Below are 13,608 nucleotides of genomic sequence, written 5' to 3'. Positions count from 1 at the left end.
TTGGGAGTTATCGCACTCATTTTGTTGCCATGGATAGTGGGTGCTGGAGGTGGCAACTATTGGGTAAGAGTTCTCGATTTTGCCTTGTTATATATCGTGCTTGCCTTAGGTCTGAATGTGGTCGTTGGGTTTGCGGGCCTTCTCGATTTAGGTTACATCGCCTTTTATGCGCTGGGTGCTTATAGCTATGCTTTGCTTGCTTCTCCACACTTACCAAATCATTTTGAATCGATTGCGGCAGTATTTCCGCAAGGGCTTCATTTTTCTCCTTGGATGGTAGCGATATTTTCAATTGTTTTAGCAGCTCTTTTTGGCATTGTCTTGGGTTTACCTACACTGCAATTACGCGGGGATTATTTAGCGATTGTGACTTTGGGTTTTGGGGAAATCATTCGTATTTTTATGAATAACCTTGATCGCCCTTTAAATCTTACAAATGGCCCAAAAGGTATTAAGGCGATTGATCCCTTGCAAGTGTTTGGTATCAGCTTTACTAAGCCATTGGACTTAGGCTTGATTCAGATTCCGGGTTTGTATCTGGTGTTCTACCTTTTTTTATTCCTGGCAGTTCTGGTGACGATTGTGTGTCTGCATTTGCAACACTCTCGAATTGGTCGCGCATGGGTTGCTATTCGTGAAGATGAGATTGCGGCCAAGGCCATGGGCATCAATACCCGCAATATGAAGCTTATGGCGTTTGCGATTGGCGCCTCATTTGCTGGTGTAGCAGGTGTGCTGTTTTCAGCTTTTCAAGGATTTGTTTCTCCAGAGTCTTTTACCCTGTGGGAATCGATCGTTGTGCTAGCGATGGTTGTTCTTGGGGGCATTGGTCATATCCCCGGCGTAATCTTGGGTGCGATTGTGCTCGCTGTTTTTCCTGAGGTATTGCGCGGCGTCGCTGAGCCCATTCAAAAAATGTTGTTTGGTCACGTGATTGTCGATGTCGAAGTGATTCGCCAGCTAATTTATGGCCTAGCATTAATTTTGATCATGCTCTATCGTCCTGGCGGAATCTGGCAAAAGCGGGGTGATCAATCATGACTGCGCATTTGTTATTGGATGTTACCGATGTAGCGAAGCGTTTTGGTGGAGTGCAGGCGCTTGACTCTGTTGGCCTGCAAGTTCCTCATGGCGCAATCGTTGGTCTTATTGGGCCCAATGGTGCAGGCAAGACTACTTTTTTTAATGTCATCACCGGCCTTTATCCTGCTGACTCTGGAATTTTCTTGTTTGATGGAGCCGCATATGTTCCAGAGTCTGTATCGCAAGTGACCAAGGCGGGTTTAGCCAGAACATTTCAGAACATTCGTTTGTTTGGCGAGATGTCAGTAGTAGAGAATGTGATGGTTGGCTGTCATTGCCGATCTCAGGCAGGATTACTTGGCGCTATTTTTCGTTTTCCCTCTACTAGACGTGAAGAACAGCGGATTCGCGAAAAGTCGCTTGCATTGCTTGCCTATGTTGGCTTGAGTGACTATGCAAATATGCAAGCCCGTAACCTCTCATATGGACATCAACGGCGCCTGGAGATTGCTAGAGCGTTGGCAACAGAGCCAAAGTTATTGGCCTTGGATGAGCCTGCAGCGGGTATGAATGCCACAGAAAAGTTAGAGTTACGTGAATTGCTATTACGTATCCGTGCTGATGGAAAAACCATTTTATTAATTGAGCATGATGTGAGCTTAGTAATGGGTATCTGTGATCATCTGACCGTACTAGATTATGGCAAGGTGATTGCCTCAGGCAAGCCCTCCGATGTTCGCCACCACCCTGAAGTGATTAAGGCCTATCTTGGTCAAGGGGCGGTGTAATGAGCGCACTGCTTAGGGTAGAAGATCTAAAAGTCACCTATGGTGGTATCAATGCTGTTAAAGGAATTGATCTGCACGTCAATCAAGGTGAATTAGTAGCTTTAATTGGCGCCAATGGCGCGGGTAAGAGCTCCAGCCTTAAAGCAATCGCTGGCTTATTAATGCCAGCGGCCGGCGTCATTCAATTTGCTGACCAGCAAACCAATGGACAACCCGCATATGAGTTGGCGCGTTTAGGCCTTGGTTTAGTTCCAGAGGGGCGCGGCGTATTTAAGCGCATGACCATTTTAGAAAATTTACAGATGGGCGCGTTCATGAAGAGTGATGCCAAGGCAATTGATCGCAAACTCGAAGAAGTCTTTTATTACTTCCCAAGATTGAAAGAGCGGATTTCTCAATTAGCCGGAACACTTTCTGGTGGAGAACAGCAAATGGTGGCAATGGGGAGGGCAATGATGGCTGAGCCAAAATTGCTTTTACTAGATGAGCCTTCTATGGGCTTATCACCCATTATGGTCGACACCATCTTTGATGTGGTGCGCAATCTCTCCAAGAATGGCATGACGATTTTATTGGTGGAACAAAATGCACGCTTAGCCTTGCAAATGGCAGATCGTGCTTATGTGATGGAGAGTGGACTTATTGCCCTCACTGGACTTGGATCTGAATTACTTCAAGATCCGAGAGTGCGCACTGCTTACTTAGGTGAGTAATTGATGCGAATGAGTCAACTATTCAGATTATTTGGCAACTACTTTCAGTAGCTCGCGCAAGATATTGCACATCTGCAAGATTTCATCATTGCTGACATTGAGTGCAGGCATAAAGCGTAACAAGTTTGGCCTTGGTGAATTAATCAACAAACCTTCAGGGCTGCGATCACGAGCTAACTCAACTAATTTTGCGCCGATGTCTTGCCCAAGCATTAGTGCGCGTAATAATCCCTCGCCGCGTTCGCCTTCTAGACTGAACTCTGTTGATAGCTTCAGTAGTTCAGACTTTAAGAGCTCCCCTTTTGTTTTGACGCTATCCAAAAATCCTGGGGCCAATAGCTGCTCAATGACGCTGATACCAACTGCAGTCATGAGAGGATTGCCGTTATAAGTCCCGCCTTGGTCGCCTGGCACAAAACAAGCCACCGCATCAGTTGCCATGAGTGCCGCAAGGGGAACGCCACCACCAATACCTTTGCCCAAGGTCATGATGTCTGGCTCGATGCCAAATTGTTGATATGCAAATAAGGTACCTGTGCGGCCGCAACCAGCCTGTACTTCATCCACAATTAAAAGAATATTGTTTTCTTTGGTGAATTTGCGTAATGCCACCATAAATTCTTTGGTGGCAGGAATGACGCCGCCTTCACCTTGCACGGGCTCAAGCATGATCGCAACTGTTTTGTCAGTCACTAATTTTTTTACAGAATCCAAGTCATTCAGATCTGCTTTGGGAAAACCTGATACCTGAGGTGCAAACATCGTGTCCCAGCCTGGTTTTCCTGAAGCGCTCATGGTTGCCAAAGTGCGACCATGAAAGCTGTGATCAAAGGTAATGATTTCAAAAGCGCCATTTTTATTGAGCTGACCCCATTTGCGAGCCAACTTGATTGCGCCCTCATTCGCTTCAGCTCCGCTGTTCGCAAAAAAGACTTTGTTAAAGCAGCTGTTAGCCGTTAGCAAATTTGATAAGCCAATCATAGGTTCGTTGTAGAACGCAGGGCTTGGATTGATCAGTTTTTTTGCTTGTGCGTTCAGGGCGGCAATCATTCCGGAATTGCCATGTCCTAGACAGTTCACTGCCCAGCCTTGCAAGAAATCCAAATAGCGCTTGCCGTTATTGTCTGTTAACCACGAGCCCTTGCCTTCAACCATGATGACGTCTGGACGTTGGGTGATAAACATCACTGAGTGGGTATCGATGGGCGCTGGTGTGTTCATGCTAGTAGGGTCAAAATAGAATTACAAGGGCTTTAGGTTTCTATTATCTAACTTTATTAAGACACGTTTGTGGCTAAATCCGCAGCGCTAGTGAATGAGTCAGCAAAAAACTCCTCCTCAGGCAGTTGGCATTTCGCAGAAAAGTCCGTTCTAGCAGCATTGACCATGACTGGCGCTCCGCAGGCGTATACCTGAAAGTCCTTAAGGCTTGGATGGTCTTCTATCACCGCTTCATGGACAAAGCCAGTGCGTCCTTGCCAAGCATCTTCAGGAAGGCCATCGGATATCACGGGAATGTACTGGAAATTGGGAATCTCTTTTTCCCAAGTTTTGCAAAGATCGCTTAAGTAGAGATCGCTTGGTCGACGTCCACCCCAATAGAGATAAATGGATCTGTCAATTTTCTTGGCTTGCATCTGCTCGATGATGGATTTGATGGGCGCAAAACCAGTACCTGCTGCCAAAAAGATTATGGGTTTCTTGGAGTCTTCTCTTAAGAAAAAGCTGCCTAGTGGCCCTTCAAAGCGCAGGATATCTTTTTCTTTTAAGGCTGGATTTGATACTCCAAATACAAAGTCAGTAAATACTCCGCCGGGTAAGTGACGGATATGAAGTTCCAGTGGACCTTCTTGATCAGGAGAGTTAGCGATTGAATAAGCACGACGCTGACCATCTTTCAATAAGAATTCGATGTATTGACCAGCCAAGAACTGAAAGCGCTCTGCTGCTGGCAGTTGCAGTTTTAGGATGGCGACATCGCTACTAGGCTTGCTAATGTTATTGACTCGGCAAGGTACTTTACGAATCGCAATATCCCCGGCACCTTGAACCTCACGTGCCTCGATTAGTAAATCCGATTGTGGATGCGAGCAACAAAATAAGATGCCGCCGGAGGTCTCATCGGCCTTGCTTAAGGCGCTTTCACTATGTTGATCATGACTGACCTTGCCCTCGATCACTTTTCCTTTACAGGATCCACAAGCGCCATTTTTACAACCATAGGGTAAGTTAATTCCTTGACGGAGTGCGGCCTCCAAGAGCGTTTCATCTTGGGTAACAGTAAATTGTTTGCCGCTCGTTTTGAGCGTGACTTGGTAAGACACTCTCATTCCTTTCAATAAATCGTTACGATGTTACTTATGCGTACTTTTGGTAAACCTTCAATCCTGATTATCGGCTGCGGCGATATTGGCATTCGAGTGGCAAAGCAGTTATCGCTTGGTCATCGGGTTTTTGCACTCACGTCTTCGTCACATCGTTTTCAGGAGTTGCGGGAGGCTGGCGCGATACCGATTTTGGGAAATCTGGATCAGCCAGAGTCTTTGTGGCGGCTTGCAGGTTTAGCGCAAACCGTTATTCATTTAGCCCCACCCCAAAATCAAGGAAATCGTGATCACCGAACCCGTAATCTCTTCAGAATTTTAGCCCAAGGGTCTTCTGCCGTCAGGCGGCTGATCTACGTCAGCACTACCGGTGTTTACGGGGATCATCGAGGAGCCAAGGTTAGTGAGCTGACTCCAGTCAATCCCCAAAGTGAGAGAGCCCAAAGAAGGGTGGATGCTGAGAGGGCGCTGCGTCTGTGGGGGCCCGCACACGGAATTGCCGTCACTATTTTGCGAGTACCTGGTATCTATGCTGCTAATCGCTTGCCCTTAGAGCGTTTGCAATCCCAAATGCCTGCATTATTGCCAGAGGAAGATGCGTATTCCAATCATATTCACAGTGATGACTTAGCTCGCTTGGTATGTGCTGCCGTCTATCACGGCAAACCCCAAAGAGTTATCAATGCGTGTGATGGCAATGAAACTAAGATGGGTGACTACTTTGATGAAGTGGCAGATGCTTTTGGGTTGGCCAGGGCGCCTAGAATGCCAGCCAATCAATTGCAGGAAATAGTGAGTCCGATGCTATGGTCGTTTATGCGGGAATCAAGACGCGTGACAAACACACGCTTATCAGAACTAAAAACACCGCTACGTTATCCGAGCGTAGCGGATTTTCTAAAAACTATTTCCAAGAATCCTTGAGACCAACCGTACGGTTGAATACCAGCTTACCTGGTTTGGAGTCTGCCTTATCAGCAATAAAGTAACCATGGCGCTCGAATTGGAAGCGATCTTCTGGTTTTACATCTTTCATGCAGGGCTCTAAATAGGCAGTAATCGTTTCTTTAGAGTTTGGGTTGATGGCATCCAAGAAATTCTTATCACCACTGTCTGGATGTGGGTCTGTAAATAGGTGATCATAGAGGCGAACCTCAGCTGGAATCGCTTCGGCGCTACTGATCCAGTGAATGTTGCCTTTCACTTTGTAGTTGTTAGATCCAGGCGTGCCACTCTTGCTGTCAGGGAAGTGCGTGACATTGACTTGGATAACGTTTCCTTGTGCATCGGTTTCAAAGCCAGTGCACTCCACAACAAAGCCATGACGTAAACGAACGCGACTACCTGGCTGATCGCCAATGGGCGGGTAAAGTCTAAAGAATCCTTTAATCGGTTCTTTCATAAAGTCATCAGCTTCAATCCACAATTCGCGTGTGAAATGAAACTCACGATTACCCCATTCTGGATGTTGGGGGTGGCGTGGAGCAGAGCAGAGCTCTTTTGCATTCGCATCGAAATTCTCTACAACCAATTTCAATGGCTTGAGTACCGCAGTAGCCCTAGGAGCCCTGACTTCCAGATCATCACGCAAGGCTTGATCCAGAGTGCTCATATCAATCCAGCTATCGGCTTTAGATACGCCAATACGCTCGCAGAACAAGCGAATACTCTCAGGGGTGTAACCGCGGCGACGTATACCAACAATCGTAGGCATACGGGGATCATCCCAGCCGTCAACATGTTTTTCTTCAACGAGTTGTAATAACTTGCGCTTACTGGTAATGGTGTAAGTGAGGTTCAGGCGGGCAAACTCGTACTGATGCGGAACGGGATCTTTAAATACGCCTAATTCTTTTAGGGAGTTGACTATCCAGTCATAGAGTGGGCGATTGTTTTCAAATTCTAGAGTGCAGATGGAGTGAGAAACATTCTCTAACGCATCAGAGATGCAATGAGTAAAGTCGTACAGAGGGTAAATACACCATTTGCTGCCGGTGCGATGGTGATCCGTATGGCGAATGCGATAAACCACGGGATCACGCATCACGATATTCGGATGCGCCATATCAATCTTCAGGCGCAGAACATGTTCACCATCTTTGAATTTACCATCGCGCATTTCGCGAAAGAGGGCAAGATTTTCTGCTGGACTGCGATCACGATAGGGACTATTTTTACCTGCTTGGCCAAAGTTACCGCGATTCGTATGAATGTCATCAGCGCTTTGACTATCAACATAGGCTTTGCCATGCTGAATCAAAATTTCTGCAAACTCATAAAGGCGATCAAAGTAATCGCTAGCGTGATAAAGATGAGTTCCCCAATCAAAGCCTAGCCATTTCACCGCATCCAAAATGCTATCGGCATATTCAACATCTTCTTTGACTGGATTGGTGTCATCCAAGCGCATATTGCAACGTGCGCCACCAGGCTGCTGGTTGTAATCTGCCGCCAAGCCAAAATTTAAGCAAATACTTTTCGCATGACCAATGTGCAAATAGCCGTTTGGTTCTGGTGGAAAGCGGGTAATGATCGATGGGATAGGGTCGCCAGCGAAATTAGTGCGCTGTGAGAATGCGCCACTTGCTAAATCCTGATCAATGATCTGACGGAGAAAGTTGGATGGTTCAGTGACTGCGCCAGCGCCTGCGGCACCTGCTTTAAGGGATTTGCTATCTTGGGACATAGCCATATTGTAGAGAAAACCCCCGAGCTATAAAGAAAAAGCCCGCAAACTGCTGCGGGCTCGTTTCTGTGAGGTCGAAAAAATCAGTCTTCGACGAATGCCTCTTCGCGAGTCTTTTTCACTGCGGGCAGGGCTACGATTACTACCAGTAAGGCGGCTGCAATCAATAGTCCGAGTGACAGTGGACGAGTCACAAAAGTGGAGAAGTCGCCGCGAGAGAGTAACAATGCGCGACGGAAATTCTCTTCCATCATTGGGCCAAGAACAAAGCCCAAAAGTAGTGGAGGAGGCTCGCAGCCCAATTTGAAGAATAGGTAACCAATTAAGCCAAAGCCAGCGGTTACGTACACATCAAACACGGTGTTATTGACGGTGTACACGCCAATACAGCAGAACACCAAAATCGCTGGATAGAGGAAACGATACGGAATCTTCAAGAGCTTCACCCAAATACCAATGAGTGGCAAGTTCAAGAGAATCAACATCACATTACCAATCCACATGGAAGCGATCAGACCCCAGAACAAAGCAGGGTTGCTAGTCATCACTTGTGGACCAGGTTGAATGTTATGAATGGTCATCGCACCAACCATCAATGCCATCACTGCATTTGGCGGGATACCTAAGGTGAGCAATGGGATGAATGAGGTTTGAGCGGCAGCGTTGTTTGCTGATTCAGGACCGGCAACACCTTCAATTGCGCCTTTACCAAATTCATGGGTGTGCTTAGAGGACTTTTTCTCAACAGAGTAAGCGCCGAATGCTGCTAAAGCCGCGCCACCGCCAGGAAGGATGCCCAAGATAGAGCCAATAGTTGTGCCGCGCAAAATTGAGGGAATCATGCGCTTCAAATCGCTCTTGGTTGGAACCATGCTGGTGAGCTTATTGAGAAAGCCCTCATCGTCACCTTGTTTTTCAAGGTTACCCATGATTTCTGCAAAACCGAATACACCCATTGCGACTGCAACGAAGCCAATACCATCACTAAGTTCAGGAACATCAAACGCGTAGCGAGATACACCAGAGTTCACGTCGGTGCCGATTAAGCCCATGAGCAAACCAAGGATGATCATGCCGATCGCTTTGATTAAAGAACCAGATGCCAAGACTACTGCACCGATCAGGCCGAGCACCATTAATGAAAAGTATTCCGCAGGGCCAAATTTAAATGCGAGTTGCGAGAGTGGCGCAGCGAAAGCGGCTAACACTAAAGTTGCAACGCAGCCCGCAAAGAAAGAGCCCATACCAGCAGTAAACAAGGCAACACCAGCCCGGCCATTGCGAGCCATTTGGTAGCCATCAATTGCCGTAACCACCGAGGACGTTTCCCCAGGGATATTGAGCAAAATCGCTGTTGTTGATCCGCCGTATTGTGAGCCGTAGTAAATACCAGCCAACATAATTAATGCGGCAATAGGAGGTAGGGCGTAGGTTGCGGGCAAGAGCATCGCGATAGTAGCGATAGGACCAAGGCCAGGCAAAACACCAATGAGGGTTCCCAAAATACAGCCGATGAGGCAGTACAAGAGATTTTGTAGGGTGAACGCGGTATCGAAACCGAGTGCTAAGTTAGCAAATAAATCCATTTTTCAGAGTCCCGGTTCGTTATTGTTGTAGGAATACAGGTAGCAATGGGAATTGCAACTTCAAGCCCATCACAAATACTGAGTAAGTGAATGTCACCAGGAAGGCAGCATTGATTAATGAGCCTTTCCATGTGAACTCTTTGCTAGCGCTGGCGGAGACAAGCACTAATACAACTACTGCAATCAGGAAGCCCAGTCTTGGTAATAGCAATCCATATAGCACTACTGAGCCAGTAATTTGGGCAATCACTTTCCAATTGAATTTAGGAATTGATTCAATGGCAGCAGTCGCGCTCAACGCTTTGATAGCAACAATCAGACCCAAAATGGTCATCAAGATGCCCAGGAAGAATGGGAAATAGCCGGGACCCATTTTGGCGGCAGTCCCCATGGGGTAATTGGTGGCCACGATAGTGAAGAAGAGGCCAATGACCATGTACATGATCCCAGCCCCAAAATCCCGTTGATTGCGAATTTTCAAGTTGCGCTCCTTTTATATCGGACTTGGAAGCCGATTATTTATTGATGTTGAGCGATTGTAAGGCACTAAGGGGGTACCTTGTCTAGGGTTTGCCCTAGATGAGTGCGAATGCGATAATTACGGCTATGAAAGTCTCCCAAATTCGCCAAGCTTACCTGGATTTCTTTGCTCAAAAAGGCCACCAAATTGTCCCGTCTAGCCCGGTAGTACCTGGCGATGACCCAACCCTGCTCTTTACCAATGCGGGGATGAACCAATTTAAAGATGTTTTTTTGGGTTTTGATAAGCGCCCGTATACCCGAGCGACAACTGCCCAGAAATGCATTCGGGCTGGCGGTAAACACAATGACTTGGATAACGTTGGCTATACCGCGCGTCATCACACCTTTTTTGAGATGCTGGGCAATTTTTCTTTTGGGGACTATTTCAAGAAAGATGCCATCCAATTTGCCTGGGATTTATTAACCCAAGTATTTAAGTTACCCAAAGAAAAGCTCTTGGTTACGGTGTATGCCGAAGACGATGAGGCATATGCCATTTGGAAAGATCAAATTGGTGTGCCTGCTGATCGCATTATTCGCATTGGCGACAACAAGGGCGCGCGTTACGCATCAGACAACTTTTGGATGATGGGTGACACAGGTCCATGCGGACCTTGTACAGAAATTTTCTACGATCATGGCGAACATATTCCAGGTGGTCCTCCTGGCAGCCCTGAAGAAGATGGTGATCGTTTCATTGAGATTTGGAACAACGTCTTCATGCAGTTCAATCGCGATGAAGCTGGCGTGATGCATCCTTTGCCTAAACCGAGCGTGGATACGGGCATGGGTTTGGAGCGTATTGCGGCAGTGTTGCAACACGTTCACTCTAATTATGAAATCGATCTTTTCGTCAATCTGCTCAAGGCTTCTAAAGAGGCAGTTGATGCAGCAGGTGGCGCCAATTGCGATGCTGACAGCCCTTCTTTAAAAGTGATTGCAGATCATATTCGTGCGTGTAGTTTTATTGTGGTTGATGGCGTGATTCCAGGCAATGCAGGGCGCGGTTATGTATTGCGTCGTATTGCCCGTCGTGCGATTCGCCATGGCTATAAGTTAGGTGCACGCAAACCATTCTTCTATCAGCTTGTACCCGCCCTTGTTCAGGAGATGGGTGATGCTTATCCTGAGTTACGCGCTGCACAAGATAAGGTGAGTGAAGTATTGGAGCAAGAGGAAGAGCGTTTCTTCCAAACAATCGCCAATGGTATGGCAATCTTGGATAGTGCATTAGCTGGTGGCGCCAAAGTGGTTGATGGTGAAACTGCATTTCGCTTACATGACACCTTTGGTTTTCCATTAGATTTAACAGCAGACGTTTGTCGTGAGCGTGGTGTTTCAGTCGATGCCGAAGGTTTTGAGGTCGCAATGCAAAAGCAACGCGATCAGGCCAGAGCGGCAGGCAAGTTTAAGGTTGCGCAAGGCTTGGAGTACAAAGGTAAGCCAACTCAATTCCATGGCTATGAGACTCTCAAGCATGAAGGCTCTAAGGTTACTGCTCTCTATGTGGATGGGTCTGAGGTTCCTTCAGTCAAGGCTGGAGAAGCCGCAGTTATCGTTTTGGATCACACGCCTTTCTATGCCGAATCTGGTGGCCAAGTTGGTGATCGTGGCGAACTGCGCAATGAGTCAATCCGTTTTGCAGTTGAAGATACTTTCAAGATTCAGGCAGATGTATTTGGTCATCAAGGCGAGTTGCTGGAAGGCGAGATTAAGGTAGGCGACACATTAAATGCCTTGGTAGATGTGCAGCAAAGAACTGACACCATGCGCAACCATAGCGCTACGCATATTTTGCACAAAGCTTTGCGTGAAGTTTTAGGTGACCACGTTCAACAAAAAGGTTCTTTAGTGGATGCGACAAAGACCCGTTTTGACTTTACGCACAACGCCCCAATAACGGCAGAACAAATCCGCCGCATTGAAGATATTGTGAATGCTGAGATTTTGGCAAATACCGCGACCTCTGGAAAAGTGATGTCATTAGAGGATGCACAAAAAACTGGCGCCATGATGCTCTTTGGTGAAAAGTATGGTGATGAAGTACGTGTTCTTGAAATCGGCAGCTCAAAAGAATTATGCGGAGGCACCCACGTATCTCGCACGGGTGACATTGGCAGTCTGAAGATTGTCTCTGAAGGCGGTGTTGCCGCTGGCATTCGTCGTGTTGAGGCGGTCACTGGAAACCAAGCTCTGCACTTCTTGCAAGGCCTTGAAGATAAGGTTAATGAAGTGGCTGCAATTTTGAAGACGCATCCTGGTGATTTGGTCAATCGTGTAACGCAACTTCAAGAGAGTCTTCGTCAAGCTGAGCGTGAGTTAGAAAAGGTTAATTCGAAGTTGGCTGCAAGTCAGGGCGATGAGTTGGCCGGTCAAGCAATTGAGGTAAACGGTATTAAAGTTCTTGCGGCTCGCTTAGATGGCGCAGATGCTGGAGTGTTGCGTGAGACGATGGATGCTTTGAAGGCGAAACTTAAATCAGCAGCAATTGTTTTAGCATCCGTTCAGGGCGATAAAGTGAGTCTGGTTGCAGGAGTAACAGCCGATTCAATTGCCAAGGTGAAGGCTGGCGATCTCGTGAATTTTGTTGCCCAGCAGGTGGGCGGCAAAGGTGGTGGCAAGCCAGAAATGGCAATGGCGGGCGGAAATGATCCTAGCAAGCTTAATGTTGCTCTTGCTGGCGTGAAAGATTGGGTGGCAAGCAAATGAGTGATGTAAGCAATATCGCTTTCAATGCTGAGGTTGATGCCATTGGTATGAATTGCCCATTGCCAATTCTGCGCACCAAGAAAGCTCTGGCCACTATGCAGTCTGGCGAAGTACTCAAGATCAAAGCAACGGATTCTGGTGCTGCTAGAGATTTCCCTGCATTTGCTAAGCAAACTGGCAATGAACTTATTGGCAGCACTACCGAAGGCGATGTATTGGTTTTCTTTCTGAAGAGAAGGTAAGTCACTAGTTCAGTCGCTAGATCACATGCAATCAGTGACAAAGAAAAAGGCAGGGATTACCTGCCTTTTTTGTTGCTTTTCTTATGAATCTTTTTATCTCTCTTATTTTTGCTCCATTGAGGTTTATTAGATAAGCGAGCGATCTTTTAGGTATGCCGCAAAATCTTTGGAAACCTCGGGGTGACGTAAAGCAAACTCAACTGACGCCTTGAGATAACCCAATTTGCTGCCACAGTCATAGCGAACGCCATCGTACTCATAAGCAAAGACAGCATCTTCTTTTAATAATGAAGCAATCGCATCAGTAAGCTGAATCTCTCCGCCAGCGCCAGGCTTGAGATTGCGAATATGTTTGAAGATGTCGGAGGATAGTACATAACGACCTACAACTGCTAAGTTTGAGGGCGCATCTTTTGGCTGAGGTTTTTCCACGATGCCATTCAAGCGATGGATGCCCTTACTTACTTCAGTGCCTGCAACAATTCCGTATGAACTACTCTTTGCAGGATCAATTTTTTCCACAGCAATGACTGAGCCATTGTGCTCGTTAAATACATTCAACATTTGCTTGAGCACCGGAGGCTGGCCATCAAGGAGATCATCAGCAAGAATGATGGCAAAGGGTTCATCTCGAACTAATTTTTCTGCGCATAGTACGGCATGACCAAGACCAAGCGCCTCTGGTTGACGCACGTATACACAATCAACGTGACTGGGTTTAACACTACGAACAATTTCTAATAAAGCTTGTTTATTTTTGGCCTCTAATTCAGCTTCAAGTTCATAGGCTTTATCAAAGTGGTCTTCGATTGCGCGCTTACTCCGTCCCGTAACGAAGATCATTTCAGTGATGCCGGCTGCAATAGCTTCTTCAACCGCATATTGAATAAGTGGCTTGTCAACTACGTTGAGCATCTCTTTAGGGCTGGCCTTAGTTGCCGGCAGAAAGCGGGTGCCTAAACCTGCAACTGGGAAGACCGCTTTAGTGACTGCTTTGGTAGATAAGGGCATTGCT

Annotated in this window: 12 protein-coding genes; 6 read left to right on the top strand and 6 right to left on the bottom strand. The window is 46.9% G+C overall.

Translation table 11 applies throughout. The features are described from left to right. The 3 genes from NHB34_RS08190 to NHB34_RS08180 are packed head-to-tail and all read left to right on the top strand — an operon-like array spanning position 1 to position 2,524. Positions 1-1,041: an ABC transporter ATP-binding protein gene (locus NHB34_RS08190; RefSeq protein ID WP_353428584.1), complete on the top strand. Its 1,041-nt coding sequence runs from the start codon at positions 1-3 to the stop codon at positions 1,039-1,041. Next, complete coding sequence (locus NHB34_RS08185) at positions 1,038-1,811, top strand: ABC transporter ATP-binding protein (protein ID WP_353427154.1); 774 nt, start codon at positions 1,038-1,040, stop codon at positions 1,809-1,811. The genes NHB34_RS08190 and NHB34_RS08185 overlap by 4 nt, the downstream gene beginning before the upstream one ends. Then, a complete protein-coding gene (locus tag NHB34_RS08180) occupies positions 1,811-2,524 on the top strand; it encodes an ABC transporter ATP-binding protein (protein WP_353427153.1) in 714 nt (237 codons plus the stop codon). The genes NHB34_RS08185 and NHB34_RS08180 overlap by 1 nt, the downstream gene beginning before the upstream one ends. Before the next feature lie 27 nt (positions 2,525-2,551). Here NHB34_RS08180 and NHB34_RS08175 read toward each other — a convergent pair whose 3' ends face one another. Together NHB34_RS08175 and NHB34_RS08170 are read right to left on the bottom strand one after the other, a co-directional pair. Then, complete coding sequence (locus NHB34_RS08175) at positions 2,552-3,745, bottom strand: acetylornithine transaminase (protein ID WP_353427152.1); 1,194 nt, start codon at positions 3,743-3,745, stop codon at positions 2,552-2,554. A gap of 56 nt (positions 3,746-3,801) precedes the next feature. After that, positions 3,802-4,848, bottom strand: a complete 1,047-nt coding sequence (locus NHB34_RS08170) for a CDP-6-deoxy-delta-3,4-glucoseen reductase (RefSeq protein WP_353427151.1) — start codon at positions 4,846-4,848, stop codon at positions 3,802-3,804. 27 nt (positions 4,849-4,875) lie between these two features. Between NHB34_RS08170 and NHB34_RS08165 the strand changes: the two genes are divergently transcribed. Next, positions 4,876-5,772, top strand: coding sequence for an SDR family oxidoreductase (locus NHB34_RS08165; protein WP_353427150.1), 897 nt, complete (start codon positions 4,876-4,878; stop codon positions 5,770-5,772). Here the strand turns inward: NHB34_RS08165 and NHB34_RS08160 are convergent. The 3 genes from NHB34_RS08160 to NHB34_RS08150 all read right to left on the bottom strand — a co-directional run bounded on the left by NHB34_RS08160 (position 5,753) and on the right by NHB34_RS08150 (position 9,601). Next, entirely contained in the window at positions 5,753-7,534 is a 1,782-nt protein-coding gene (locus NHB34_RS08160; protein WP_353427149.1) for a glutamine--tRNA ligase/YqeY domain fusion protein, read from the bottom strand. The genes NHB34_RS08165 and NHB34_RS08160 overlap by 20 nt on opposite strands. Before the next feature lie 83 nt (positions 7,535-7,617). Beyond that, positions 7,618-9,120 (bottom strand): tripartite tricarboxylate transporter permease, encoded by a 1,503-nt coding sequence (locus tag NHB34_RS08155; RefSeq protein WP_353427148.1) that lies wholly within the window; start codon positions 9,118-9,120, stop codon positions 7,618-7,620. A 19-nt stretch (positions 9,121-9,139) separates the two neighbouring features. Next, positions 9,140-9,601, bottom strand: coding sequence for a tripartite tricarboxylate transporter TctB family protein (locus NHB34_RS08150; RefSeq protein WP_353427147.1), 462 nt, complete (start codon positions 9,599-9,601; stop codon positions 9,140-9,142). A 125-nt stretch (positions 9,602-9,726) separates the two neighbouring features. Here NHB34_RS08150 and alaS point away from each other — a divergent pair, with 125 nt between their 5' ends. Next, the gene (gene alaS / locus NHB34_RS08145) at positions 9,727-12,351 is read left to right on the top strand and encodes an alanine--tRNA ligase (protein WP_353427146.1); all 2,625 of its coding nucleotides are present in this window, start codon (positions 9,727-9,729) and stop codon (positions 12,349-12,351) included. A 14-nt stretch (positions 12,352-12,365) separates the two neighbouring features. Further along, positions 12,366-12,593 (top strand): sulfurtransferase TusA family protein, encoded by a 228-nt coding sequence (locus NHB34_RS08140; RefSeq protein WP_353428583.1) that lies wholly within the window; start codon positions 12,366-12,368, stop codon positions 12,591-12,593. Between the two features lie 126 nt (positions 12,594-12,719). Here NHB34_RS08140 and galU read toward each other — a convergent pair whose 3' ends face one another. After that, entirely contained in the window at positions 12,720-13,604 is an 885-nt protein-coding gene (gene galU / locus NHB34_RS08135; RefSeq protein ID WP_353427145.1) for a UTP--glucose-1-phosphate uridylyltransferase GalU, read from the bottom strand. Positions 13,605-13,608: the final 4 nt, after the last annotated feature.

Origin of the sequence: Polynucleobacter sp. MWH-UH19D, from assembly GCF_040409795.1 — a bacterium.
GTDB lineage: Bacteria > Pseudomonadota > Gammaproteobacteria > Burkholderiales > Burkholderiaceae > Polynucleobacter.
This window is presented reverse-complemented; position numbering and strand designations above follow the sequence as displayed.